The 24,660-nt window shown below is 74.7% G+C and carries 24 protein-coding genes and 1 tRNA gene; 13 read left to right on the forward strand and 12 right to left on the reverse strand.

The annotated features are described in order from the left end of the window. Positions 1–169: 169 nt before the first annotated feature. Positions 170–1,069, reverse strand: coding sequence for a glycosyltransferase (locus tag J3473_RS15610; protein ID WP_207024839.1), 900 nt, complete (start codon positions 1,067–1,069; stop codon positions 170–172). Positions 1,070–1,238: 169 nt separating this feature from the next. On the opposite strand from J3473_RS15610, the gene J3473_RS15615 reads away from it, so the two are divergent. Genes J3473_RS15615 through J3473_RS15640 form a run of 6 tightly spaced genes read left to right on the forward strand, consistent with a single transcriptional unit; the run spans position 1,239 to position 8,768 of the window. Then, the gene (locus J3473_RS15615) at positions 1,239–2,186 is read left to right on the forward strand and encodes a glycosyltransferase (RefSeq protein WP_207024840.1); all 948 of its coding nucleotides are present in this window, start codon (positions 1,239–1,241) and stop codon (positions 2,184–2,186) included. Further along, on the forward strand, positions 2,183–3,361 hold the full coding sequence (gene glf / locus J3473_RS15620; protein ID WP_207024841.1) for a UDP-galactopyranose mutase: 1,179 nt from the start codon (positions 2,183–2,185) through the stop codon (positions 3,359–3,361). The genes J3473_RS15615 and glf overlap by 4 nt, the downstream gene beginning before the upstream one ends. After that, positions 3,358–5,289, forward strand: coding sequence for a glycosyltransferase (locus J3473_RS15625; protein ID WP_207024842.1), 1,932 nt, complete (start codon positions 3,358–3,360; stop codon positions 5,287–5,289). The genes glf and J3473_RS15625 overlap by 4 nt, the downstream gene beginning before the upstream one ends. Continuing rightward, positions 5,286–6,131, forward strand: coding sequence for an ABC transporter permease (locus J3473_RS15630; RefSeq protein WP_207024843.1), 846 nt, complete (start codon positions 5,286–5,288; stop codon positions 6,129–6,131). Before J3473_RS15625 ends, J3473_RS15630 begins: the two co-directional genes overlap by 4 nt. Position 6,132: 1 nt before the next feature. Then, on the forward strand, positions 6,133–6,864 hold the full coding sequence (locus J3473_RS15635; protein ID WP_030529449.1) for an ABC transporter ATP-binding protein: 732 nt from the start codon (positions 6,133–6,135) through the stop codon (positions 6,862–6,864). Continuing rightward, the gene (locus J3473_RS15640; protein ID WP_207024844.1) at positions 6,861–8,768 is read left to right on the forward strand and encodes a DUF6541 family protein; all 1,908 of its coding nucleotides are present in this window, start codon (positions 6,861–6,863) and stop codon (positions 8,766–8,768) included. The genes J3473_RS15635 and J3473_RS15640 overlap by 4 nt, the downstream gene beginning before the upstream one ends. On the opposite strand, the gene J3473_RS15645 is transcribed toward J3473_RS15640, so the two are convergent. The 4 genes from J3473_RS15645 to J3473_RS15660 all read right to left on the reverse strand — a co-directional run bounded on the left by J3473_RS15645 (position 8,660) and on the right by J3473_RS15660 (position 11,256). Then, on the reverse strand, positions 8,660–9,514 hold the full coding sequence (locus tag J3473_RS15645; RefSeq protein WP_207024845.1) for a potassium channel family protein: 855 nt from the start codon (positions 9,512–9,514) through the stop codon (positions 8,660–8,662). The two genes, J3473_RS15640 and J3473_RS15645, sit on opposite strands and share 109 nt — an antisense overlap. A gap of 46 nt (positions 9,515–9,560) precedes the next feature. Beyond that, positions 9,561–9,728 (reverse strand): hypothetical protein, encoded by a 168-nt coding sequence (locus J3473_RS15650; protein WP_207024846.1) that lies wholly within the window; start codon positions 9,726–9,728, stop codon positions 9,561–9,563. 179 nt (positions 9,729–9,907) lie between these two features. Then, complete coding sequence (locus tag J3473_RS15655) at positions 9,908–10,258, reverse strand: hypothetical protein (protein WP_030529446.1); 351 nt, start codon at positions 10,256–10,258, stop codon at positions 9,908–9,910. Beyond that, positions 10,255–11,256: an SDR family oxidoreductase gene (locus J3473_RS15660; RefSeq protein ID WP_207024847.1), complete on the reverse strand. Its 1,002-nt coding sequence runs from the start codon at positions 11,254–11,256 to the stop codon at positions 10,255–10,257. The genes J3473_RS15655 and J3473_RS15660 overlap by 4 nt, the downstream gene beginning before the upstream one ends. Positions 11,257–11,404: 148 nt before the next feature. Here J3473_RS15660 and J3473_RS15665 point away from each other — a divergent pair, with 148 nt between their 5' ends. Both J3473_RS15665 and J3473_RS15670 read left to right on the forward strand, forming a co-directional pair. Then, positions 11,405–11,635, forward strand: a complete 231-nt coding sequence (locus J3473_RS15665; protein ID WP_207024848.1) for a hypothetical protein — start codon at positions 11,405–11,407, stop codon at positions 11,633–11,635. A 53-nt stretch (positions 11,636–11,688) separates the two neighbouring features. Beyond that, on the forward strand, positions 11,689–12,351 hold the full coding sequence (locus tag J3473_RS15670) for a hypothetical protein (protein ID WP_207024849.1): 663 nt from the start codon (positions 11,689–11,691) through the stop codon (positions 12,349–12,351). Between the two features lie 129 nt (positions 12,352–12,480). Here the strand turns inward: J3473_RS15670 and J3473_RS15675 are convergent. Next, positions 12,481–12,557: transfer RNA gene (locus J3473_RS15675), tRNA-Ile, on the reverse strand. A gap of 171 nt (positions 12,558–12,728) precedes the next feature. On the opposite strand from J3473_RS15675, the gene J3473_RS15680 reads away from it, so the two are divergent. After that, positions 12,729–13,304, forward strand: a complete 576-nt coding sequence (locus J3473_RS15680; protein WP_207024850.1) for a hypothetical protein — start codon at positions 12,729–12,731, stop codon at positions 13,302–13,304. 193 nt (positions 13,305–13,497) lie between these two features. Beyond that, positions 13,498–14,010: a DUF3145 domain-containing protein gene (locus tag J3473_RS15685; RefSeq protein ID WP_207024851.1), complete on the forward strand. Its 513-nt coding sequence runs from the start codon at positions 13,498–13,500 to the stop codon at positions 14,008–14,010. A gap of 124 nt (positions 14,011–14,134) precedes the next feature. Here the strand turns inward: J3473_RS15685 and fabF are convergent, their stop codons facing one another. The 6 genes from fabF to argG all read right to left on the reverse strand — a co-directional run bounded on the left by fabF (position 14,135) and on the right by argG (position 20,565). Next, complete coding sequence (gene fabF, locus J3473_RS15690) at positions 14,135–15,376, reverse strand: beta-ketoacyl-ACP synthase II (RefSeq protein ID WP_207024852.1); 1,242 nt, start codon at positions 15,374–15,376, stop codon at positions 14,135–14,137. Between the two features lie 74 nt (positions 15,377–15,450). Then, a complete protein-coding gene (locus tag J3473_RS15695) occupies positions 15,451–15,696 on the reverse strand; it encodes an acyl carrier protein (RefSeq protein WP_030529436.1) in 246 nt (81 codons plus the stop codon). A 65-nt stretch (positions 15,697–15,761) separates the two neighbouring features. After that, positions 15,762–16,775 (reverse strand): beta-ketoacyl-ACP synthase III, encoded by a 1,014-nt coding sequence (locus J3473_RS15700; RefSeq protein WP_207024853.1) that lies wholly within the window; start codon positions 16,773–16,775, stop codon positions 15,762–15,764. Continuing rightward, on the reverse strand, positions 16,772–17,686 hold the full coding sequence (locus J3473_RS15705) for an ACP S-malonyltransferase (protein ID WP_207024854.1): 915 nt from the start codon (positions 17,684–17,686) through the stop codon (positions 16,772–16,774). The genes J3473_RS15700 and J3473_RS15705 overlap by 4 nt, the downstream gene beginning before the upstream one ends. Positions 17,687–17,788: 102 nt before the next feature. Beyond that, positions 17,789–18,967, reverse strand: coding sequence for a CdaR family transcriptional regulator (locus J3473_RS15710; RefSeq protein ID WP_242525910.1), 1,179 nt, complete (start codon positions 18,965–18,967; stop codon positions 17,789–17,791). A gap of 170 nt (positions 18,968–19,137) precedes the next feature. Beyond that, positions 19,138–20,565 (reverse strand): argininosuccinate synthase, encoded by a 1,428-nt coding sequence (argG, locus tag J3473_RS15715; RefSeq protein WP_207024855.1) that lies wholly within the window; start codon positions 20,563–20,565, stop codon positions 19,138–19,140. 73 nt (positions 20,566–20,638) lie between these two features. On the opposite strand from argG, the gene J3473_RS15720 reads away from it, so the two are divergent. The 3 genes from J3473_RS15720 to J3473_RS15730 are packed head-to-tail and all read left to right on the forward strand — an operon-like array spanning position 20,639 to position 24,659. Next, positions 20,639–22,702: a S8 family serine peptidase gene (locus tag J3473_RS15720; RefSeq protein WP_207024856.1), complete on the forward strand. Its 2,064-nt coding sequence runs from the start codon at positions 20,639–20,641 to the stop codon at positions 22,700–22,702. A 31-nt stretch (positions 22,703–22,733) separates the two neighbouring features. Further along, positions 22,734–23,786 carry a hypothetical protein gene (locus J3473_RS15725; protein WP_207024857.1) on the forward strand — a complete coding sequence of 351 codons (1,053 nt, stop codon included), beginning with the start codon at positions 22,734–22,736 and terminating at the stop codon, positions 23,784–23,786. A gap of 15 nt (positions 23,787–23,801) precedes the next feature. Then, complete coding sequence (locus J3473_RS15730; protein WP_207024858.1) at positions 23,802–24,659, forward strand: hypothetical protein; 858 nt, start codon at positions 23,802–23,804, stop codon at positions 24,657–24,659. Position 24,660: the final 1 nt, after the last annotated feature.

A 24,660-nucleotide genomic window follows, 5' to 3' on the forward strand; every position in this document is an offset into this window, starting at 1 on the left:
GCTCTCACATCGGGGAGGCTAGCCGCTCGTTGCGTCGTCGTCGGCCAGGTCGAGGGACGGGGTCCCGTGCGCTCGACGGGGGGTCCGAGCTTCCCCGTCGTCACGGTGATGACGCGGAACATCGGTCGTGACGGGGATACATCCGCGTCACCCCCGAGCTTCCCCGCCGTCAGCGTGACGGGGCGAACTGCTCTCGGCGCCCGGCGGCCGAGCGCTCGCGCCAGACGCGCCAGCCGTCGGGGTCGCGCTGCACGACGAGGTGGTACCAGGCGTAGCGCGCCTCGTCCGGCCAGCGGCGCCAGCGCATCCCGGGCTGGCTCGTCAGCCAGCCGAGGTTGCGGTAGGCCACCCTGGCCCGCTCCGGGTCGGCGGGGACGTAGACCGGCACCGACCCGCCGAGCAGCGGCACGACGTCGCGGGTGCCGGACGGGTGCAGCCAGGTCGCGTCGAGGACGGTCGCGAAGGGCAGGCCGCTGCGCACGAGGCGGCGGTGCATCTCGACCTCGTCGCCGCGCACGACGAGGCGGGGGTCCGGCACGCCGATCGCGTCGAGGGCCCGGGTCGACAGGAGCATCCCGTTGACGGGGTTGGCCACCCCGCGGACCACGCCCGTGGTGGGCAGGTCGGAGCGCAGCGACGCACGCCGCGTCCCCCGGCGCAGCCCGAAGGCGAGGCGCTCCGGGGCGTCGACGTCGAGGACCAGCGGGGCGGCGACCTCCAGTCCCTCGGCGTCGGCCGCGGCCAGCAGGGTGGCGAGGGTCGACGGCGTCGCCGGGCGGCCGTCGTCGTCGGCCAGCCAGACCAGGTCGGCACCGAGGGCGCGGGCCGTGAGCACCCCGTAGGCGAAGCCGCCCGCCCCGCCGAGGTTCGTCGAGGACGGCAGGTAGGTGGTCGGGAGGTCGCAGCGCTCGACGACCTCGCGGGTCGCCGGGTCGTCGGCGTTGTCGACGACGACGAGGTGGTCCGGGCGGCGGTCCTGGCCGGCGAGCGCGGCCAGGCCCACGGACAGCAGCTCCGGGCGCCGGTAGGTGACGACGACGGCCACGACGCGGGGTTCGAGTGGTGCCACGTCCCCGACGCTAGGACCGCGTCGCGGCGCCGGCGCGACCCGCAGGTGAACGGCGGGGGAGCGGGACGTGTCGGTCCGTGGCGTCCGTGGGCGGACGGCCGGTCAGCGATCACCTCCCGGTCGTGGCGGGTTCACCGTCCGGACCCCTGCCGTCCCTAGCGTCCACGACGTGAGCGAACCCTTCTCCCTGCTCCTCCCCGTCTACCGCGGGGACCGTCCCGACCACCTGGTCACGGCGTTCCGCAGCACCGTGCACGAACAGCTGCGTCGACCCGACGAGGTCGTCGTCGTGCAGGACGGCCACGTCGGGCCCGACCTCGCCTCCACCCTGGAGCGGCTCGAGTCCGGGTCGCCGGTGCCCGTGCGTCGGCTCCGCCTGTCGCACAACGTCGGTCTGGCGCAGGCCCTCCAGTGCGGGCTGGCGGCCTGCCGCCACGACGTGGTCGCCCGGATGGACGCCGACGACATCTCGCTGCCCCACCGCTTCCTCGTCCAGCTGCCGGTCATCGAGGCGGGGGCCGACCTCGTCGGTGCCGCGGTGCTCGAGGTGGAGGAGACGGACGTGCGGGCCGGCGAGGGCGGTGTGCTGCGCGTCCCGCCCACCACGCCCCGCGAGATCGCCGAGGTCGCGCGCTGGCGCAACCCGTTCAACCACCCGACCGTCGTCTACCGCCGCAGCGCGGTCCTCGCGGCCGGCGGCTACCGCGAGCTCCCGCTCATGGAGGACTACTGGGTCTTCGCCCGGATGATCGCCCACGGCGCACGCGTCGCCAACCTCGCCGAGCCCCTCGTGCGCTACCGCGTGGGAGCGGGCGCCTACGAGCGCAAGGGCGGTCTAGGACAGCTGCGCTCGGAGCTGCGGCTCCAGCGCCGGCTGCACGACGAGGGCTTCACCACCCCCGGGCAGATGGTGCGCAACACCGTGGTCAGGGGTGGCTACCGGCTCGTCCCGACCACGCTGCGCCGCCGGGCCTACCGACACACCTTCACGACCACCGCCGCGACGGCGACGGCGAGCCCGGAGCTCACCCTGCCCGTGGCGACGGACCGGAACCGCCCGCCGACCGTGGGCCGGGCCGTCCCGCCGTCCGCGCGCACGACGGAGGAGCAGGCGTGACGCGCGCGGACCTCGTCGTCGTCGGGTCGGGGCTCTACGGGCTGACCGTCGCCGAGCAGGCGGCCCGTCGTGGCCTGGACGTGCTCGTCGTGGAGCGCCGGGACCACGTCGGCGGCAACGCCTGGAGCGAGACCGAGCCGGAGACGGGCATCGAGGTGCACCGGTACGGCGCCCACCTCTTCCACACGAGCAACGCACGGGTCTGGGAGTACGTCAACCGGTTCACGGCCTTCACCGACTACGTCCACCGCGTCTGGACCGTCCACCGCGGCGAGGTCTACCCGATGCCGATCAACCTCGGCACGCTCAACCAGTTCTTCCGCAGCGCCCACGGGCCGGAGGCGGCCCGAGCCCTCGTCGCGGAGCAGGCCGCCGAGCTGACCGGCGAGCCGCGCAACCTCGAGGAGAAGGCGGTCTCGCTCATCGGCCGGCCGCTCTACGAGGCCTTCGTCCGCGGGTACACGGCCAAGCAGTGGCAGACCGACCCGACGCAGCTGCCCGCCGAGGTCATCAGCCGCCTCCCGGTCCGCTTCACCTACGACAACCGGTACTTCAACGACACCTGGGAGGGCCTGCCGGTCGACGGCTACGCCGCCTGGCTCACCCGGATGCTCGACCACCCGCGCATCGAGGTGCGTCTCGAGACCGACGTCCTCGAGCGCGGTCACGCGCTGCACCGCGACCGGCTCGTGGGGCAGGTGCCCGTCGTCGTCACCGCGCCCGTCGACCGCTGGTTCGACCACGCGCACGGTCGGCTGGGCTGGCGCACACTGGACTTCGAGCAGGAGGTCCTCCCGGTCGGCGACCACCAGGGCACGGCCGTCCTCAACGAGGCCGACGAGTCGGTCCCGTGGACGCGGGTGCTCGAGTTCCGCCACTTCCACCCCGAGCGCACCCACTACCCGAGCGACCGGACCGTCGTCGTGCGCGAGCACTCGCGGTTCGCCGGGCCCGACGACGAGCCGTACTACCCGGTCGCGGCCTCCGCCGACCGGGAGCGGCTCGCCGCCTACCGCGAGCTGGCCGCGACCGAGCGCGCCGTCGGCGTGCACTTCGGCGGGCGCCTCGGCACCTACAAGTACCTCGACATGCACATGGCGATCGCCTCGGCCCTCACCTTCGTCGACAACGAGCTCGACGCCCTCGTCTCGCGCTCCGCGGTGGGGGCCCGGTGAGCGCGCTCGACGTCGTCGCGCGGGTCGTCCTCCCGCTGGACGGCGACCTCGACGTGCTGCCCCTCTACGTCGACGGGCGCCACGTCCAGGAGCCGGTGGCCGCGGACGAGCCGCCGCCCCCGTCCCTGCCGTCCGACCAGCATCCCGACCAGGTGCTGGGCCGACGGTCCTACCGGGTCCCCGCCGGCGGGGGGACGTCGTTCGGCACCTACCTCAACGCCTTCCCGGCCTCGTACTGGCGTCGGTGGACCGGTGTGCGCGAGGTCGTCCTGCGGGTCCGGACGAGCGGCCGCGGGGTGCTCATGGTCTACCGGTCCTCGGCCCGCGGCGCGAGTGCGCGGGTGACCTCCTGCCGGCTCGAGGGCGACGTGACGCACGAGCTCCGCCTGCCGCTGGACACCTTCGCCGACGGCGGCTGGTACTGGTTCGACCTCGTGGCCGGCGACGAGGACCTCGTCCTCGAGCAGGCCGACTGGGCCGCGCCGGTCGACGACGACGGGCCGCGGCCCGCGGGCGGCACGACGGTCGGCATCACGACGTTCGACCGACCCTCCTCGTGCGCCGCGCTGCTCGCCCAGCTCGGCGCCGCCGACGAGCTCGCCGACGTCCTCGACGAGGTGCTCGTCGTCGACCAGGGCACCCGCACGGTCGAGGCGGACCCCGGTTTCGAGGAGGCGCAGCGTCTCCTCGGCGACCGGCTGCGCGTCATCCGTCAGCCGAACCTCGGTGGCTCGGGCGGCTTCTCGCGCGCGATGCTCGAGACGCTCGACGCCGGACGCTCCGAGCACGTGCTGCTCCTCGACGACGACGTCGTGTGCGAGCCCGAGGGCATCGCGCGGGCCGTCGCCTTCGCCCGGCACTGCCGCCGCCCGACCGTCGTCGGCGGCCACATGTTCTCGATGCACGAGCGCTCGGTGCTGCACGCCGTCGCCGAGGTCGTGCGCCCGTGGCAGTTCCGGTGGGCGCCGGCCGGGCCGTCGGTGCACGACCACGACCTGGCGCGCCGGACTCTGCGCGGCACCCCCTGGCTGCACCGCCGCCTCCACGCCGACTACACCGGCTGGTGGATGTGCCTCGTCCCGGTCACCGTGCTGCGCGACGTCGGGCTGTCGCTGCCGTTCTTCATCAAGTGGGACGACGCCGAGTTCGGGCTGCGGGCCGGCGCGGCGGGCCACCCGACGGTCTCGCTGCCCGGCGCCGCGGTCTGGCACGTGCCGTGGACGGACAAGGACGACAGCACCGACTGGCAGGCGTACTTCCACGCGCGCAACCGCATCGTCGCCGCGCTGCTGCACTCGCGCTACGACCGCGGCGGGCGGCTGGTCCGCGAGAGCCTGCTCGTGTCGGTCAAGCACGTCCTCGCGATGCAGTACGGCGCGGCCGCGCTGCGCACCCGGGCTCTGCGCGACGTGCTGCGCGGACCCGAGGCGCTGCACCCCGAGCTGGGCTCCACTCTGGCCGAGGTGCGCCGCCTGCGGGCCGGCCACGACGACGCCCGCGTCCGTCCCGACGCCCACGACTTCGAGCCGGTGACCCCGCGCCAGCGACGCCGTCGCGAGCCGGCCACCACCGCGCCGGCCGGCCGGCTGGGGACGGTGCTGGCCGGTGGCGCCGGGCTGGTGCACCAGGCCCGCCCGGTGCCGCCCCGGGCGGTCGAGGCCCCCGAGCACGAGCTCGCCGCCGCGGACGCCAAGTGGTGGTCCCTCGCGCGGATGGACTCAGCCCTCGTCGCGACGGCGGACGGCTCGGGGCTCGCGTGGCTGCGCCGCTCGCGGGGGGAGGCGGCCCGCGCGACCGCCGAGGCCGTGGCCGTGCACCGCGAGCTGCTCCAGCGCTGGCCGGAGCTCGCCTCCCGCTACCGCGGCGCGCTGCCGGAGCTGACCGGCGAGGACGCCTGGCGCCGCACGCTCGGGATGGACCGGCGGTGAGCGAGCTCGTCGTCCAGGGCGTCGGCGGTGGGCTGGCGGAGGTGGCGCGGCGGCGGTACCTGCTCTCGCTCCTCGTCCGCAAGGAGCTGCGCGTCCGCTACCGGGCCTCCGTGCTCGGGCTGGGCTGGTCGTACGTCAAGCCCGCGGTCACCTTCGGCGTCTACTTCGTCGGCCTCGGTCTCGTGCTGCGGCAGAACACGATCGCCGACTACGCCGTCTACCTCTTCGGGGGGCTCGTCGTCGTCACGGCCTTCTCGGAGGCGGTGGGCAACGCCACCCGCTCGGTCGTCACGAACGGCGAGCTGGTGCGCAAGGTCTTCCTCCCGCGCGAGCTGTTCCCCGTCGCCAGCGTGTGCGTCGCGGGCGTCCACCTGCTGCCGCAGGTGCTCGTCCTCGTCGTCGGCGCGCTCGTGTCCGGGTGGCGACCCGACGGCGTGGGCGTCCTGGCGCTGCTCGCCTGCGTGGTGCTCGTCGCGCTCCTGTCGACGGGTCTCGGGCTCGTGCTGTCCGCGGTCGACGTCCTCTTCCGCGACGTCGAGAACGTCGTCGACCTCGTGCTGGCCGTCATCGTGTGGACCTCGCCGGTGCTCTACCCGACGCACCTCGTCGAGAGCCTCCTCGGGCCGGGGTCGTGGGGCTTCGCTCTCTACCAGCACAGCCCGCTGACCGTCGCGGTCGATCTCGTGCACCGCGCGACGTGGCCCGCCGCGACCGCGCCGGGTGCGCTGCCCGACGGGCTCGTCGGCCGCACGGTCGTCGCGCTCGCCACGTCGCTCGTGCTGCTCGCGGTCGGGCAGCTCGTCTTCCGCCGCCTCTCCGGGCGCTTCGCGCAGGAGCTCTGAGGTGGCGCACCAGGTCGCGGTCTCGGTCGAGGGTGCCTCGAAGCACTTCCGGCTGCGGCACACGCACTCCCTCAAGGAAGGGCTGGTCTGGGCGGTCCAGGGCCGGCCGCGGCACGAGGACTTCCGGGCCCTCGAGACGCTGGACCTGGACATCCGGGAGGGCGAGTCGGTGGCGCTGCTCGGCCGCAACGGGTCGGGGAAGTCGACGCTCCTCAAGCTCGTCGCCGGGGTCATGTCCCCCGACAGCGGACGGGTGAGGGTGCGCGGCAGGCTCGCCGGGCTGCTCGAGGTGGGGGCCGGCTTCCATCCCGACCTCACCGGCCGCGAGAACGTGCACCTCAACGCCGCGATCCTCGGGATGGACCCGGGCGCCATCCGCGCCCGCTTCGACGACATCGTCGAGTTCGCCGACGTCGGTCCGTTCCTCGACACCCAGGTGCGCTTCTACTCCTCCGGGATGTTCCTCCGCCTCGCCTTCAGCGTGGCCGTGCACACCGACCCCGACGTCTTCCTCGTCGACGAGGTCCTCGCCGTCGGGGACGAGGCGTTCCGGGACAAGTGCATCGCGCGGATCGGGCAGCTCTCGGCCGAGGGGCGCACGCTCGTGGTCGTCAGCCACGACCTGCCGCTCGTCGAGCGGCTCTGCGACCGCGGTGTCGTCCTCGACGCCGGCCGCGTCGTGCACGACGGCCCGGTCGTCGCGGCGGTCGAGCACCTCCGGGCGGTCCTGTGACGTGGTGGGGCACCGCCCCGGCCGTCGGCACCGCGCTCCTGGCGCTGCTCCTGCCCGGGCTGCTGGTGGGCCGGGTCGTGGGGGTCCGGGGCGTGCTCGGCGTGGGCCTGGCGCCGGTGCTGTCCGTGGGCACGCTCGCGGTGACGGCGGTCGCCGCGTCCGTCGTCGAGGTGCCGTGGGGGCCGGTGGCCGCCGGGGTCGGGGCGCTCGTCGTCGTGGCCGCCGCGGCCGGCGTAGGACACCTCGTGCGGACGGTCCGGCCGGATGGGGTGGTGGACGCCGCGGAGCCTGCGTCCGTCCGGGTCGCGGCCGTCGTCGGCGTGGTGGCCGGGGGTGCGGCGCTCGTGGCCGGGTACGTGCGCGGGGTCGGCGAGCCCTCCCGCTGGCCGCAGACGTTCGACGCGGTCTTCCACCTGTCCGCGTCCTGGCGGGTGCTGACCACCGGCGACGGGTCCTCGCTCGACCTCGGCACGCTCAACGCGCCGGGGCTGACGCATGCCTTCTACCCCGCGGCCTGGCACGACCTCGTCGCGCTCGTGGCCGGCGTCACCGGCTCGACGGTCGTCGTCTCCTCCACCGCCGTCGCGCTCGTCGTGGTCGCCGTCGTCCATCCGCTCGGGTGCGTCGCCCTCGCCCGCGTCGCCCTCGGGCCCCGTCCGGTCGCCGTCGCGGCCGCCGGGGCGCTCGCCGCCGGCGTCACCGCGTCACCGGTCGTCCTCTCCTCCTACGGCACCCTCTGGCCCAACGCGCTGGGGACGGCCCTGCTGCCCGCGGCGCTCGCCCTGCTCGTCGTGGTCCTGGGGGCGGGGCGCGACGTCGCCGTCGGCGCCCCCACGTCGGTCGTGCTGCTGCCGGTCGCCGCGGCGGGGCTCGTGCTCGCCCATCCCAACACCGCGGTCACGTGGCTCGTCCTCGGGGTCGTCGTCGCCCTCGTGACCCGGTGGCCGGCGGGCGGACGCGGACGGGTCCTCGCGCTCGTCGCGGCCGCCGCCACCGTCTGGCTCGTCGCGTGGTCACCGCTGTTCGCCGCCACGCGGCGCACGTCCTGGCCGGCCCGCGAGACGGTTCCGCAGGCGTTGGGGGAGTGGGCGCTCCTCTCGCCGCAGCGGCTCCCCGTGCCCCTTCTGCTCGCCGGCCTGACCCTCGTCGGGTGCGTCGTGGCCTGGCAGCGGGCCCACCTGCGCTGGCTCCTGGCGGTGCACGTCGTCGGTGGCGGGCTCTTCGCGCTCGTCGCCGGCAGCGACTCCGTCGTCGCGCGGCTGGCGAGCGGACCCTGGTACGACGACGCCTTCCGCCTCGCCGCGCTCGCGGCGGTGGGCGCCGTGCCCCTGGCCGCGCTCGCCGTCGAGGCGGTCGCGGCGCGCCTGGCGGCCCAGCGCCGCGGGGTGTCTCCGGCGGTCGTGGGCGGAGCGCTGCTCGCCGCGGTGGCGGTCGCGACGAGCGGTCTGTCGTGGGCCGACACGGCGTCCGTCGTCGCGCGGTGGTACCGGTCCGAGCCGATGCTCGACCCCGCGGCCGCGGCCCTCCTCGGACGGCTTCCGCGCGAGGTCGGGCCGGACGCCGTCGTCGCGGGCAACCCGTTCGACGGCGCAGCCCTCACCGGGCCGCTCGGCGACCGTCGTGCGCTCTTCCCGCACCTCACCGGTGCCTGGGACCCCGACCGCGTCCTCGTCGGCAGCTCGCTCGACGAGGCCGCCCGGCGGCCCGAGGTCTGCGCCGCCGTCCGTCGGCTCGGGGTCACCCACGTGCTGACGGGAGGCTCGCGCTTCTGGACGGACGACCGTCGCCGCCAGGGCTACGCCGGGCTCGAGGTCGAGGGATCGCCGGGGTTCGAGCGGGTCGACGCGGGCGGTGCCATGGTGCTCTGGCGGGTGACCGCCTGCGGCGCCGGCGCGGACGGCTGACCCGCGTCACCGCCGGTGGAGCCGGCCCGCAGCTCGTCGACCGTCCGCTGGAGGCGGGCGATCTGCGTCGACAGCGCCTCGACGTCCGAGGCGGTCGCGGACCGCGAGGTCTCCTCGATCTCGGCCACCTGCTCGATGAGCCAGCTGGCGAAGGTCGCCGTCACGACACCGATGAGCGCGATTCCGGCGAGCATGAGGCCGACCGCGACCCACCGACCCTGCGTCGTCACGGGGTAGAGGTCGCCGTACCCGACCGTCGTCACGGTGGTCGCGGCCCACCAGAGCGCGTCGCCGAAGGTCCGGATGAGGGCGCCCGGTGCGCCGCGCTCGGCCTGGAGCTCCGCGAGGCTCGCGACGAGGATGACCATGAGCGCCGCGCCCGCGACGTAGACCGACACCCGGCCGCGCAGCGACCCGCCGGCCTTGCGGTTGAGGACGGCGAGCAGGGTGACGAGCCGCAGGAGCCGCAGCGGCCGGAGCAGCGGCAGCACGACCACCGCGAGGTCGATGAGGTTGTGCCGGACGAACTCGACCCGGTGCGAGGCCAGCCGGAGGCGCACGAGGTAGTCCACGAGGAAGGCCGCCCACGCCGTCCACGACAGGACCTCGAGGGCCGACAGCCATCCCCCGGAGAGCGTCGGGTCGAGGATCGGCCACGCGTACGCCACGAGGAAGAAGAGGGCGGCCACGGTCAGCGGCCACTCCGTCGCCCGCTCCCACCGGGCGCGGCGCAGGTCGTCGCTCATGGCGTCATGCTGGCACGCGGTCCGTCGGTGCCGGTGGACGCTCGGGTCAGGCGCCGTTCGCCTGCACCGCGATGACGACGACCCAGACGACGACGCCGAGCACGACGACACCGGCGAGCACCTGCGGGAGCCGCGAGGCCCCACCCGCGCGGCGGCCCCGCGAGGCGAGCACCACGGCGACGACGAGCAGCACGGCGATGACGAGCAGGATCACGGAGGTCCCCAGGGGTCGAGTGACGGTGGTCGGTGCGTGGGCTCGTGACCGGGCGGTCTCCGGGACCATGACGTGGACGAACCCCGGGGGAAGAGTGCCACGCGAGTGCCGCTGCCGGGGCCTCGGGCACCCACGGCGATTCCGCAGTCGCACGAGGCCGGCGGCGGACGGTGCGGGCGTCAGCGGGGACCGGCAGCCACCCCGAGGGCGGCGCCGACGAGGGCGACGGCCCCGGTGGTCGTGGCGACGGTGCGCCGGGACGGTGACGCGAGGGCCAGGGCGAACATCGTCGCGGCGTGGACCACGTCGACCCCGACCGCGACGCGGCGACTGGCGCGGGGGGCGAGGAGCTGGACGCCGCCCTGGACGAGGTGGCGGCCGCCGAGTGCCCGGATGGCGAGCTCCTCGACGGAGTCGGGCGAGCGGCCCTCGAGCCGGCGCCACACGTCGTCACCCCGTGCGAGGAGCACCCCGCCCCAGGCGGTCCCCGCGACGCCCGCGAGCCGCAGGAGCGCGGAGCCGCCGCTCACCGACGCCTCCGGGCGACCGCGGCACCGGTGGCCACGAGGGCGGCGGCGGCGCCGGTGAGCAGCGGGTAGTGCTGCGCGACCCACTGCTGGGGGCTGTGCGCGTGGGCGCGGTCGTCGAACGCGCCGTGGGCGCCGAAGTCGCGGCCGTCCGGGCCGTCGGCGGGCTCCCAGAGGTTGCTCGGCTGGTCGTCGGGCTTGCGCTCACCGGTCTGCTGCGAGCCGAAGCCGGTCCGGCCGAGGTAGCGGTCGAGCAGTCCCGGGACGACCGCGTTGGCCGCCAGCGTGCCGACGGTGCTCGCGCCGACCCAGTACTCGCGGCGCCGGGGGTGGTCGGCCGCGAACACGACCGCCCGGGCGGCCACCTCCGGCTGGTAGATCGGGGGCACGGGCTGGGCCTGCTGGGGGAGGCGCGAGAGCACCCAGGAGAACTGCGGCGTGTTGACCGCCGGCATCTGCACCATCGTCACCCGGACGGCGCTGCGTTCGTGCAGCAGCTCGGCGCGGACGGCCTCGTGGAACCCCTGGATGGCGTGCTTCGCGCCGCAGTACGCGCTCTGGAGGGGGATGCCGCGGTAGGCCAGGGCCGACCCCACGTGGACGATCGTGCCGCGGTCGCGCTCCTTCATCCGGCGCAGGATGCTCATCGTCGCGTAGACGTAGCCGAGATAGCTGACCTCGGTGACCCGCCGGAACTCCTCGGGTCGGATGTCGTCGACGCGGGCGAAGACCGAGGTGAACGCGACGTTGACCCACACGTCGACCGGGCCGAGCTCGCTCTCGATGCGCTCGACGGCGGCCTCGACGGCGTCGGCGTCCGCGACGTCGGTCGGCACGACGAGCGCTCGCGCCCCGAGCCCGCGGACCTCCTCGGCTGCGGCCTCCAGCCCGCGCTCACCGCGGGCGACCAGGGCGAGCGTGTCGCCCCGTCTGGCGAACTCGCGGACGGTGGCCCGCCCGATCCCCCCACTGGCTCCGGTGACGACGACGACTCTGGACACGTCGGTTCCTCTCGCTCGGGTACGGCGCGGATGCGTCATCCCGGTGCTACCCCGACCGGGCCGGGTTGACGCGTGCGGGGGCCGGCACCAGACTCGCCGGGCGGAAGGGCCCCGGGGACCGCGGCCGGGGAGCGACGGGGGTGGAGCGATGACGTCGGACGTGCACGACGCGGTGGAGCGACGACGCCGCCGGTGGCTGTCACTGGGGCTCATCCAGGTCGGCCTGCTGCTCAGCTCACTGAAGGTCATCGAGGCGACGCACGAGCACCGGGGGTGGTGGGTCGCGGCGGCGGTCGTCGCCGAGCTGCTGGTCGTCGGGGCCGCGGTGGAGGTGGCCCTGCGCAACCGGCGCGAGTCCAGGGCGGAGGCGAGATCGTAGGCGGCGACGACACGCGGCCGCCTCTCGGCGACCGGGTCCGGGAGGGTGGGGCCGTGGATGACCTGCCGGCCGCGCTCGTGGTCTGGCTGCTCGGCCAGGACGAGCAGTGGCTGCGTCCGCGCCACCACGCCGTCGTCACCGCGGCCCGCGCCGCCGCGCTCTGCGACGTCGTGGCGAGCGGTGCGGCCGAATGGGTCGACGGCCCCGGGGGTGCCGCGGTCCGACCGGGACCCACGGCCGGCGCCGGGGACGACGGTCTCGTCGCGTCGTGGGGCGCCGCGATGGCGGTGTCCGGCCCCGGACCGGTACCGGTCGTGCAGGCGCTCGACGCCATCGGCCCGGACTTGTGGGACCGGCTGGGGACCGATGTCGTCCGGCGCGGGGCAGCGCTGGCCGTGCCGCGCGGGGTGCGCCGGTGGAGGTCACCGCGCTGCCGCCCCCGACGTGAGGTCGTCCAGCCGCTCCGTCGTCACCTGCTCGCCGTCGTCGCCGGCGCGACCCCGGCCGAGGCACGTGACGAGGCGGTGCTCGCGTCGGCGTCGTGCGCCGGTGTGCTCGAGCACGTCCTCAGCGACACCGCGTTCACCGACCTCGCGGTCATCGCTCCCGCCGAGGACGTCCTGCGCGAGAGCCACCTCGTGGCTCGGCTCGAGCCCGCCGTCTCCTCCCTCACGAGCCTCGGACCCCTGACCGGCCACCCGCCGCCGTCCGGCTGACGCCGATGCCCGCGGTGGCAGTGGTGGTGGCACACGTGGCGTCGGAGGTGGGGTGATCGCCCCACCTCTCGCGCCAGCGGGGGCGCCGCGAGGGCGTCAGGGCAGCGTGGCCGGTGCATCCGCGCAGCGTGGTGGGGCGTGTCGGGCTTGAACCGACGACCGACGGATTATGAGTCCGCTGCTCTGACCGACTGAGCTAACGCCCCTGGCCGTGACGCGTCGGCCACGGGTGCGCCGAGCCTAGCGGCGGCACGCCGTCGCCCCGTCGGCGGTGGGCGGCCGTGAGGACACAGGGCAGGGACGTTGCGGCGACAGGTGCGGCACAGCCCGGCCCGTGACCGTGGGAACAGATGGTCCCCACGATGAAGGAGCACCCCATGGACCGACAGACCAGGACCCTCGCGATCGGCGGGGTCGGTATCGCCGCCGCCGTCGCGCTCGGCCTCACCGGCGCCTCGCTCGCCGGGGCGGCCGACACGACGACGAGCACCGCCGCGCCGTCGGCGTCCGCGTCGGCCTCGCCCGGCACCGGCGCCGACGCGAACGGCGGGGGCTCGTCGAGCGGAACCCTGCCCGACGGAGGTCAGGCCGGCGGCCGCGGCATGCCCGACGGAGGCCGCGGAGGCATGATGGATGAGGGCGGCACGCTGACGGCCGAGGCCGCGAGCAAGGCGGTCGCGGCGGCGCAGGGGGCCGTCGACGGCGGGACGGTCAGCGGCGTCCGCGCCCTGTCCGACGGCAGCTACGAGGTGACCGTCACGTCCGACGCCGGCCGTGTCGACGTGCTGGTCTCGGCGCAGTTCGCCGTCACCGGCACCGAGGAGCACGGCGGCCCGGGCGGGATGCCCGGCGGCGGGCAGGGCACCGGCGGCGGGCAGGGCACCGGCTCGAGCGACCCGAGCGACGCCAACGGTACGAGCAGCACGACGACCTCGGGCGCGACGACGGTCTGACGGGCCACCGCGCCCGGCGCACCCGCACCACGAATCCGTGTGATCTCTGGTGCGGGTGCGTCGCGTGGGGCAGACTGGCCGCAGACAACCGGCACGCGTGGCGTGCCCGCAGACGCACGACACGGCACGAACCGGCCCACGGCTCGGGCGGCGACGTTGGGGAAGACGTCCACCGCACGACAAGGAGACCGGGATGTCAGCGATGCAGCGCGCCACCACGCGTGGAGTGGTCTACGTCCACTCCACGCCCAAGGCGCTGTGCCCGCACGTGATCTGGGCGATCGAGGGAGTCCTCGGCGTCCGCGTCAGCGTGGACTGGACCGCCCAGCCGGCCGCTCCCGGGATGGTCCGTGGCGAGCTCAGCTGGGCCGGCGAGGCCGGCAGCGGCGCCCGCATCGCGTCGGCGCTGCGCGGCTGGGAGCACCTGCGCTACGAGGTGACCGAGGAGCCGAGCCCCGGCTCCGACGGCTCGCGCTGGTCGCACACCCCCCGCCTCGGCATCCACCACACGTGGACCTCGGCCAACGGCGACGCGGTCGTCAACGAGGACCGGCTGCGCGAGGTCGTCGTCCTCGCCCAGGGCAGCCCCGAGGCGATGCAGGAGATGATCGAGGAGCTGCTCGGGCTCGAGTGGGACGAGGAGCTCGAGCCGTTCCGCTACGCCGGCGAGGGCGCGCCGGTCCGCTGGCTGCACAAGGTCGGCTGACGCTCATCCCGTGCTACACCGCAGTAAGTGTCGCTGGAACGACACGTACTGCGGTGTAGCCGGCACCCCCGAGCGCGGCGAACGCCCCCGGACCTGGTCGGTCCGGGGGCGTTTCGGCTGTGGCTCAGATGCTCTTGACGACGAGCGCGACGTTGTGGCCGCCGAACCCGAAGGAGTTGTTGAGCGCCGCGATGTCGCCGTCGGGCAGGGTGCGGTGCTCGCCGCGGATGACGTCGAGGTCGATCTGCGGGTCGAGGTTCTCGACGTTGATGGCCGCCGGCGCCGTGCGGTGGTGCACCGCGAGGACCGTGAGCAGGCCCTCGAGCGCGCCGGCCGCGCCGAGCAGGTGCCCGGTCATCGACTTCGTCGCGCTGACCGGCATCGCGTCGGCCGCGGACCCGAAGGCGCGGCGGATGGCGTTGGCCTCGGCCACGTCGCCGACCGGGGTCGAGGTCGCGTGCGCGTTGATGTGCACGATGTCGCTGTCGGTCAGCCCGGCCCGCTCGACGGCGGCCCGCATCGCGCGGGAGGCGCCGGCGCCCTCGGGCTCGGGGGCGGTGATGTGGTGGGCGTCGGCGGACATCCCGATCGAGGCGAACTCGGCGTAGATGCGCGCGCCGCGGGCCTTCGCGTGCTCGTACTCCTCGAGGACCATGACGGCCGCGCCCTCGCCCATGACGAAGCCGTCGCGGCCGGTGTCGTAGGGGCGCGAGGCGCCGGCGGGGTCGTCGTTGCGGGTCGAGAGGGCCTGCATCTGGGCGAAGCCCGCGAAGCAGATGGGGTGCGTCGCGGCCTCCGTGCCGCCGGCGACGACGACGTCGGCGCGGCCGTCGCGGATCATGTCGTAGGCGGTGCCCATCGACTCCGCACCCGACGCGCAGGCCGAGACGGTCGTGTGGGCACCGGCGCGCGCGCCGAGCAGCAGCGACACGTTGCCGGAGGAGGTGTTGGGCATGAGCATCGGCACGGCGAGCGGGAAGACGCGGCGGACGCCCTTCTCGCGCAGGTTGTCCCACTGGTCGAGCAGCGTCCACACGCCCCCGATGCCGGTGCCGATCGCGACGCCGAGGCGCTCCGGGTCGACCTCCGGCGAGCCGGCGTCCTCCATGGCGGCCTGCGAGGCGATCACGGCGTACTGCGCGCTCGGGTCCATCCGGCGGACCTGCACCTTCGTGAGGACCTCGAGCGGGTCCTGCGCGATGGTGCACGCGAAGTGGACCGGCATCTCGTACCGGTCGAGCATCTCCTGGGGCAGGGGCTTGGCCCCGGACCGTCCGGCGAGGATGCCCTCCCACGTCTCGGCGATCGTGCCGCCGAGGGGCGTGGTGGCACCGAGTCCGGTGACGACGACGCGACGCTCGCTCATGGGTGCTGCAGCTCCTTGTGGGTGCGGGTGGGGACCGGCGCGGCCTCCCGGTCGGGGAGGCCGCGCCCGGTGGGTCAGCCCTGGTTGGACTGGATGAACGTGACCGCGTCGCCGACCGTCGTGAGGTTCTTGACCTCGTCGTCGGGGATGCGGACGCCGAACTTCTCCTCGGCGTTGACGACGATCGTCATCATCGACAGCGAGTCGATGTCGAGGTCGTCGGTGAAGGACTTGTCCATCTGGACCTCGGCCGGGTCGAGGCCGGTCTCCTCGTTGACGATCTCGGCGAGGCCGCTGAGGATCTCCTGCTGGTCAGCCATGTGCTGTCTCCTTCGGTGTGGGTGGGGTGGTGCTTCGGCCCGGGTGACCCGTGGGCCCACGGGAGTCAGGGGATGACGACGACCTGCGCCGCGTAGGACAGGCCCGCGCCGAACCCGATCTGCAGCGCGAGGCCGCCGCTCGGGATCTCGCCGTGGCGGACCATCCGTTCCATCGCCAGCGGCACGGAGGCCGCGGAGGTGTTGCCGGTGTAGGCGATGTCGCGGGCGATGGGGAGGTCCGCGGGCAGCCCGAGCTTCTTGGCCATCGCGTCGATGATGCGGACGTTGGCCTGGTGGGGGATGAACGCGTCGAGCTGGTCGGCGGTGATGCCGGCGGCGTCGAGCGCCTGCTGGGCCACGGGGGCCATGCCCCAGACCGCCCAGCGGAAGACGGTCTGGCCGGCCATCCCGATGTGCGGCCAGCCGAGCTGCTTCTCGTGGACGTCGATCCAGGACTCGGTCTGCGAGATGGCCTCCCACTGCGCGCCGTCCGAGCCCCACACGGTCGGGCCGATGCCGACGGTGTCGGACCGGCTGACGACGGCGGCGCCGGCGCCGTCCGCGAAGATGAAGGCGGTGCCGCGGTCGTCGAGGGAGGTGAAGTCGGAGAGGCGCTCGACGCCGACGACGAGCACGTGCTCGGCCTGGCCGGTGCGGACCATGTCCGAGGCGAGCGAGATGCCGTGGCAGTACCCGGCGCACGCGGCCGAGATGTCGAACGCCGCAGCCGTGGACCCGAGGCGCTCGGCGACCAGCGGTGCGGCGGCGGGGGTCTGGTAGGGCCAGCTGACCGTCGCGACGATGACCGCACCGAGGTCGGCGCCGGTGATGCCGGCCATCTCGAGCGCGGGGGTGGCGGCGAACACGGACATGTCGATGACCGACTCGCCCTCGCCGGCGAAGCGGCGCTCGATGATGCCCGAGCGCTCGCGGATCCACTCGTCGGAGGAGTCGATGCGCTCGACGAGCTCGCTGTTCGGGACGACCCGGCGCGGCCGGTATCCGCCGATGCCGGCGATCCGGGAGTGCGTGACCGGGCCGGCGGTGAGGTGGCCGGTGCCCTTGGGGGTGGGGCTCATGCGGAGTGCTCCTCGATGAGGGTGCGAGCGGCGTCGAGGTCCTCGGGTCCCTTGACCGCGAGCAGCTCGACCCCCTTGAGGGCGCGCTTGGCGAGCCCGACGAGCGTGCCCGCCGGGGGCAGCTCGATGATCGCGGTGACGCCGAGCTTGGCGAACCGGTCGGAGCAGAGGTCCCAGCGGACCGGGTTGGAGACCTGGGCGACGATCCGGTCGAGGACCTCGTGGCCGTCGGTGACGACCTCGCCGTCGCGGTTGGAGACCAGCGGCACGGCGGCGTCGGCGGGGGACAGGTCGCCGGCCGCGCTGGCCAGGGCGTCGACCGCGGGCTGCATGAACGAGGTGTGGAAGGCGCCGGCGACCTTGAGCGGGATGACCCGGGCGCGCGTGGGCGGCTCGGCGGCGAGGGCCGCCAGGGCGTCGAGCTCGCCGGCGGCCACGACCTGGCCGGCGGCGTTGACGTTGGCCGGCGTGAGGCCGTGCGACTCGATGGCCGCGAGGACCTCGGTCGGGTCCCCGCCGACGACCGCGCTCATCCCCGTGGGGGTCGCGGCGCTGGCCTGCGCCATCTCGCGCCCGCGCAGGGCGACGAGGCGCATCGCGTCGTCCTCGGCGAGGACCCCGGCCGCGGCGGCCGCGGTGATCTCGCCGACGGAGTGGCCGGCGAGCGCGCCGACGCGGCTGGTTCCGCCGAGGGCGCGCACGGCGAGGAGGCCGGCACCGACGAGGAGGGGCTGGGCGACCGCGGTGTCCTTGATCGTGTCCTCGTCCGAGGTCGTGCCGTGGGCGACGAGGTCGACACCGGCGGCATCCGACAGGGCGGTGAGGTGCTCGCGGGCACCGGGCAGCTCGAGCCACGGGGCGAGGAAGCCCGGGGTCTGGGAGCCCTGACCGGGGCAGACGATGATGATCACGTGCCCCAGCCTGCTATCCGGCGGGGTCGCGGCCCGGGACGGGCGGGGACGAACCTGTCGGGCGCCTTTTGTGGGATCCCCACAATCTCTGTCAGCGGGGCCTCAGGGACGCGGGGCGGTGCGGGCGGCCGGGCCGAGGCGGTGGAAGGCCAGGGCGAGCCGCACCGTCTGGGCGTCGTGGGCGTCGGTCAGGTCGTAGCCGGTGGCCTTGGCGATGCCCTGGAGCCGGTAGCGCACGGTGTTCGGGTGGACGATGAGCGCCCGCGCGGTGCCCTCGACCCCGAGGCCCCCGTCGAGCCACGCCTGCGCGGTCTCGAGCAGCGAGCCACCGCTCGCCTCGAGCAGCGGGCGCACGATCCGGGCGGTGAGGGCGTTGCGGGCCGGGAGGTCGCCGAGGAGGGCGCGTTCGCCGAGGAGGTCGTCGGCGAGGACCGGGCGGGGCGCGGCCGGCCACGCGGGCGCGGCGGTGTGGCCGGAGATCGCGGCCCGGGCCGAGCGCCCGGCGGCGAAGAGGTGGGGGACCGTCGGGCCGACGACGAGGGGGCCGTCGCCGAGGTGCGGGTCGAGGGTCTCGGCGAGGGCGACGGGGTCGACGACGCCGCCGCCGATGCACACCACCCGCGGGCCGTGGATGGCCACGAGCAGCTCCACCCCGCGGCGGCGGGCCGTGCGGTGCAGCTCGCCGAGCACCGGTCCGGTCGCGCCCGACGGTGTCGAGCCGACGACGACCGCGACGCCGCTCACCGCGCCCCAGCCGAGCGCCGCGGCCCGCGACTGCATCGACTCGTCCGCCTCGCCGCGGATCACGGCGTCCACGACGAGGGACTCCAGCCGGGCGTCCCACGCGCCGCGCGCCTCGGCAGCCTCGGCGTAGACCTCGGCCGCGGCGAAGGCGACCTCGCGGCTGTAGCGCAGGACGGCCTCGCGGGCGAGGTCGCCCTCGCCGGGGGCGGCGATGCCGGCGATCTCGCGCTCCACGACGCCGATGCTCGTCCGGAGGAGGTCGAGGGTCTGTGCGAGGCTGATCGAGCGGGTCAGCTCGCGCGGGGCGGTGCCGAAGACGTCGGCCGTGGCCGGCGCGCGCTCCTGGTCGCCGCCGAACCAGTCGATGAAGCTCGTGATGCCCGCCTGCGCCACGAGCCCGACCCACGAGCGGTTCTCGGCGCTCAGGGCGCGGAACCACTCGTGGTCGGTCTCCATCTGCCGGACCGCGGCCGCCCCGAGGTCACCGGCGGCGCGGCTGACCCGGGTGCGGGTGTCCTGCGAGGCGGTGGGCGGCACGCGGTGAGTCTATTTGTGCGGCCCGGACAAGGAGCGGCAGGCGACGTCCCGGGCCGCGGCCGGTGGACACCGACGGCCCGAGACCCCGGAACGTCCGCGAGACCCCGGAACGGATCCGGGGTCTCGCGGACATTTCGGGGTGACCCCGAAATGTCGAGGCGGGTGGGGCGTCAGTCGGTGCCGGACTCCATCGCCGCGTGGTCGAGCGCCTGCTCGGCGTCGCCCGAGGCCTGCGGGTTGTCGGTGATGCGGTCGTAGCCGCCGGCGGGCAGCTCGCCGAACAGGGTGCCGTTCTCGACGAGCAGCTGGCCCTGGTCGTTCGGCTGCTCGGCGTAGAGCTCGAGCTTGGCGCGGCTGTCGGCGATGTCGAGGTTGCGCATCGTCAGCTGCCCGATCCGGTCCTGCGGGCCGAAGGCGGCGTTCTCGACGCGCTCCATCGACAGCTTGTCCGGGTGGTAGCTGAAGTTCTCGCCGCGGGTGTCGACGATGGAGTAGTCCTCGCCGCGCCGCAGCCGCAGGGTGACCTGGCCGGTGACGACGGAGGCGATCCAGCGCTGGATGGCCTCGCGGAGCATGAGGCTCTGCGGGTCGAGCCAGCGGCCCTCGTACAGCAGCCGGCCGAGGCGGCGACCCTCGTTGTGGTAGTTCGCGATCGTGTCCTCGTTGTGCACGGCGTTGAGCAGCCGCTCGTAGGCGATGTGCAGCAGCGCCATGCCGGGGGCCTCGTAGATGCCGCGCGACTTCGCCTCGATGATGCGGTTCTCGATCTGGTCCGACATCCCGATGCCGTGCCGGCCGCCGATGGTGTTGGCCTCGTGCACGAGCGCGACGGGGTCGAGCGCCTTGCCGTTGATCGCGACCGGGCGGCCCTCGACGAACGCGATGGTCACGTCCTCGCTCTCGATGGCGACGGCGGGGTCCCAGAAGCGGACGCCCATGATCGGCTCGACGACCTCCATCGACTCCTCGAGGTGCTCGAGCGTCTTCGCCTCGTGGGTCGCTCCCCAGATGTTGGCGTCCGTCGAGTACGCCTTCTCCTGGCTCTGCCGGTAGGGCAGGTCGCGCTCGGTCAGCCAGGCGCTCATCTCGTGCCGCCCGCCGAGCTCGTGGACGAAGTCGGCGTCGAGCCACGGCTTGTAGACCCGCAGGTTGGGGTTGGCGAGCAGCCCGTAGCGGTAGAAGCGCTCGATGTCGTTGCCCTTGAAGGTCGACCCGTCGCCCCAGATCTCGACGTCGTCGGCCTGCATCGCGCGCACGAGCAGCGTGCCGGTCACGGCCCGGCCGAGCGGCGTCGTGTTGAAGTACGTGCGCCCGCCGGTGCGGATGTGGAACGCGCCGCAGGCGATGGCCGACAGGCCCTCCTCGACGAGCGCGGCCCGGCAGTCGACGAGGCGCGCGACCTCGGCGCCGTACTGGCCGGCGCGGTCGGGGACGGTGTCGATCTCGGGCTCGTCGTACTGGCCGAGGTCGGCGGTGTAGGTGCAGGGCACCGCCCCCTTGTCGCGCATCCACGCGACCGCGACGGAGGTGTCGAGACCCCCGGAGAAGGCGATGCCGACGCGCTCGCCGACGGGGAGGGAGGTGAGGACCTTGGACATGGTGCAAGGATATACAGACTTCTGCATACATCCAAACTCGTATCACGGAGCCCGGTCCGGTGCTCCTCCCGTCGTGGCCACCCCTCACCGACCCCCAGCGGTCCACGTCAACGGCGTCCCCGTCGAGGTCCCCGACGGCGCCCGGCGGCGCGGGAGCGGTCCGCGCGTCGTGGCCCGCTTCAGCGGACCCGTGCTGGGGCACTGGGTCCCGGCGCTGCGGCGGGCCGGCGCCGAGGTCGCCTTCTGGTGCCCGCCGCGGGGGGCCTGCCTCACGGTCCGGCGCGACCGGACCGCCGAGGCCGTCGGCCGCCTGCCGTTCGTCAGCGGGTTCGTCCCGTACGACGAGGCGCTGTGCCGCAGGCCACTCACCCCGCCGGACGACGGGCCCGGGCGGACCTGGCTCGACGTCGTGTGCTTCTCGCACTCCGTGCGCCCCCTCGTCGTGGCCCGGCTGCGCGAGCTGGGGGCGACGGTCCTCGACCAGGGACGCAGCAAGGTGCGCATCGAGTGGCCGGGGGACCCCGCGCCGGTGCGGGCCCTCGTCGGCGTCAAGCTCGTCGAGCGGCCCCGCCTGCCGCGCACCGCCACCGCCGGCCTCGCCCCCGACCTCGGGTGGGCCGCGGCCGGCGGATGGCGTGACGACCTCGACGGTGACGGCGAGGTCGTGGCGGTGTGCGACACCGGGTTCGACACGGGCGACCCCCGCACGGCGGTCGCCGACCTGCGCGGGCGGCTGCGCCACCTGCGCTCCTGGCCCCTCGGCCCCTCGTGGACGCCGTACGTCACCAACCCCGGCGCGGACGACGGCCCCGCCGACGTCGCGAGCGGCCACGGCACGTTCGTCACGGGCGTCGTGGCCGGCGACGGCGCGCAGAGCGGCGGACGCAACCGCGGCGTCGCCCCCGGGGTCGAGGTCGTCGTCGAGGCGATCGAGCAGTTCGTCGCCGTCGCGCCGGGGCACCCCGAGGTCGGCCCGTCACGGCACGCCCTCGCCGGGCGTCCGACCGACCTGCGCGAGCTCTTCGACGACGGACGCAGGCGCGGCGCCCGCATCCACGTCGCCGCCTGGGGGACACCCGCCGGGGGCGCCTACGACAACGACGCGTACGAGGCCGACCTCTTCCTCCACGAGCACCCCGACACCGTGCTCCTCGTCGCGGCGGGCAACGGAGGGTCCGACCGGGGCGGCGACCGGGTCGCGGACCCCGGGTCCGTCGAGTCGCCGGCCTGCGCCAAGAACGTCCTCGCCGTGGGGGCCACCGAGGGGTCGACGCCGAACGGGTTCCCCGGCACGTGGGACCGGCTGCAGACCGAGGGCCGGCGCTTCGCCGACCCCCGCGACCGCGCCGACGCCACGAGCGGGCAGCCCGACCGGATGGCTCCGCTGTCCGCCGCCGGGCCCACGCGGGACGGCCGGCGCAAGCCCGACCTCTGTGCACCGGGCACCAACCTCGTCGGACCCCGCTCGACCGTCGCCACCGGCCGCGGCTGGGGGCTGGCCTCTCCCGCACCGCACTACGTCGTCGACGGCGGGACGAGCGCCGCCGTGGCCGCCGCCGCGGGCGCCGTCGCCCTCGTGCGCCAAGGCTGGCGCCGGGAGCGGGGCGGCCACGCACCGGCGGGGGCGACGCTCAAGGCGCTGCTCGTCGTCGGGGCGACGACCGTCCGCAGCCGCGACGGCTCCCGCCCGGAGGACCCGCGCTGGTGCGGCTTCGGCCGCGTCGACGTCGACGGGTCGCTGCCCCGGCCGGCCGACGGCAGCGAGGTGCGCATCCTCGAGAACGCCACCACCTCCAAGGCGCTGCGGACCGGCGGGACGCGTGGCTTCAGGGTGCGCGTCCCCGACGGGGGCCGGCTCCGGGCCGCCCTGTGCTGGTACGACCTCCCGGGGGAGCGCCTCGTCTGCGACCTCGACCTCTCGCTCACCGGACCCCTCCCTGCGTCGCCGCCGGTCCACGGCAACCACGAGCCCGGCCGACCCGACCGGCCCGGCGTCCCCGACCGCGTGAACACGGTCGAGGTCGTCGACGTCGACGGGCTGGCCGGCGGCACCTGGGTGCTCGCCGTCCACGGCGCGAACATCCCCCAGGGGCCGCAGCCCTACGCCCTCGTCGTCAGGACGTGGCCCGCGGGCTGACCGCACCCCACCCACCGCAAGGAGAGCCACCATGGCCAGCACCACCCGCCGCCGTCCGGCGAAGACGGCCGCCCGGGCCCGCACGCCCGAGCGCGAACCCACGACCACCGTCCCGGTGACCCCGGCGCCGCGCACCGCGGCGCCCGTCGTCCCCGCCCCCGCCGCGGCCCTCGCCGGCCTCGGCGCACCCGCCGGCCTCGGGGCCGGGGTCGCGGCCGCCGACGTCAGCGGCCAGCTCCGGGCCGTCGCGCCCACCTTCGGCGACGTCCTGAAGTCCATCGGCATCGGCGTCGCCGACTCGCAGGCCGCGCTCGACCAGGGCGTCATCGACACCGTCAACGAGCTCGCCGACACGAACATCACCGTCGTCACGGACGTCATCCAGCACCTCGACGACGACGGCCTCCCCGTCGCCGCCGACACCGAGCTCGTGAGCACCGACCTCTCGGTCCTCAACTTCTTCATGCCGACCGTCCACGAGTGGAAGCGCGTCGCCCTCTCGATGGACCTCTCGTGCGGGGCGTTCAACGAGAGCGACGGGCTGACCTTCAGCGCCAAGCAGTCCGGCGGCGGGATCGGGGGAGCGGGCCTGTTCTGGGGCTTCCTCGGGGTCAACTACGAGTACGGGTACGAGAACACCCAGGACGTGCGGACCTCGCACGAGCAGGAGGCCAGCTGGTCCTCCGGCGAGGTGCGGCTGGATGCCATCCTCGGCCCGCGCACGACCGGCAAGCTGCCGGTGCCCAGCCAGGTCGCCATCGGCCCGCAGATCGTCTTCTCGCAGGGGCCGGTCAAGGAGACCGCCGTCGCCGGCGCGGGCGTCAACCGCTCGGTCGACGTCGTCGTCACGGTGCGCAAGGCCGGTGGCGACGTCAACCCCGGTGTGCCGCTGCGGATCGAGGCCGGGAGGCTGCGCACCAGCTTCTCGACCACCGCGCCGTTCACCGGCAACAGCACGAACGCGGAGGGCCAGGTGCTCGTCACCGTCACCCGCAACGTCCCGAACGCCGGCGCCGCCGGCGCCCGCGTCACCCTCGTCGCCCGGCTCGGCGCGATGAGCCAGAGCTACGCGCTCACGATCTGAGAGAAGGAGAGTCCCATGGCAGACACCGACGTGAGCGGTCAGCTCAACACCGCCGGTATGGCCTTCGGCGACCTCGTCCGGCTCACCGGGCAGGCCGTCGCCAGCACGCAGCAGGAGCTCAACAAGACCGCGGCGGACACCACGTCCGCGCTGTCGCAGACGCTCGTCGACGTCATCGCGGTCCAGGAGGTCGAGTACGACGACGCCGGCACCGTGACGGGCGCGCAGACCTTCACCCAGAAGCTGCCGCTCATCGACGTCGTCGACCCCGTCCTCTACGAGTGGAAGCAGGTGCGCCTCCAGGGCCGCTTCTCGGCGTCGCAGTTCGCGACGACGCAGTCGAGCGACAGCTACGTGCACAGCAACACCGACTCGCACGGACAGGCCGGCATCGGCCTGATCTTCGGAGGCGGCTACAACAACTTCCAGTACGACTCCTCGCAGGCGCACGTCGACACGCGCTACCGCTCCGAGAGCTCGGTCGGCCTCCTGCGGATGAACGCCATCCTCGAGCCGCGCCACGACATCGGGGTGCCGCGCCCGCGCCAGGCGGTCGTCGGGCCGTCGATCAGCATCGACGCCGGCCCGATCACCGACGTGGGCGGGCCGCCGGCGGAGTCGAGGACGATGGAGGTCGTCATCACCTACGAGAACGCCGACGGCGACCCCATCCCGGGCAAGACGCTCGCTGTCGACTCGGCGGGTGTCGCCTGGGAGTACGTCGGTGGCGTCGACCAGACCGACGGGGACGGGCAGCTGACGATCCTCCTGACCCGGACCTTCGTCGACGAGACCGCCGACCGCACCCCGGTCGACGTCGTCGTCAGCGTCCGCAAGGGCATCGTGTCCGAGTCCACGACCGTCACGTTCTGAC

It is taken from the genome of Phycicoccus sp. DTK01 (genome assembly GCF_017312765.1).
Classification (GTDB): domain Bacteria; phylum Actinomycetota; class Actinomycetes; order Actinomycetales; family Dermatophilaceae; genus Phycicoccus; species Phycicoccus jejuensis.

Coding starts and splice junctions, on each gene's coding strand:
- argG (WP_207024855.1), bottom strand. CDS start 20,565: ATGTCCAAGGTCCTCACCTCCCTCCCCGTCGGCGAGCGCGTCGGCATC.
- fabF (WP_207024852.1), bottom strand. CDS start 15,376: ATGAGCGAGCGTCGCGTCGTCGTCACCGGACTCGGTGCCACCACGCCC.
- J3473_RS15685 (WP_207024851.1), top strand. CDS start 13,498: ATGTCAGCGATGCAGCGCGCCACCACGCGTGGAGTGGTCTACGTCCAC.
- J3473_RS15645 (WP_207024845.1), bottom strand. CDS start 9,514: ATGAGCGACGACCTGCGCCGCGCCCGGTGGGAGCGGGCGACGGAGTGG.
- J3473_RS15730 (WP_207024858.1), top strand. CDS start 23,802: ATGGCAGACACCGACGTGAGCGGTCAGCTCAACACCGCCGGTATGGCC.
- J3473_RS15695 (WP_030529436.1), bottom strand. CDS start 15,696: ATGGCTGACCAGCAGGAGATCCTCAGCGGCCTCGCCGAGATCGTCAAC.
- J3473_RS15700 (WP_207024853.1), bottom strand. CDS start 16,775: ATGAGCCCCACCCCCAAGGGCACCGGCCACCTCACCGCCGGCCCGGTC.
- J3473_RS15665 (WP_207024848.1), top strand. CDS start 11,405: ATGACGTCGGACGTGCACGACGCGGTGGAGCGACGACGCCGCCGGTGG.
- J3473_RS15680 (WP_207024850.1), top strand. CDS start 12,729: ATGGACCGACAGACCAGGACCCTCGCGATCGGCGGGGTCGGTATCGCC.
- J3473_RS15725 (WP_207024857.1), top strand. CDS start 22,734: ATGGCCAGCACCACCCGCCGCCGTCCGGCGAAGACGGCCGCCCGGGCC.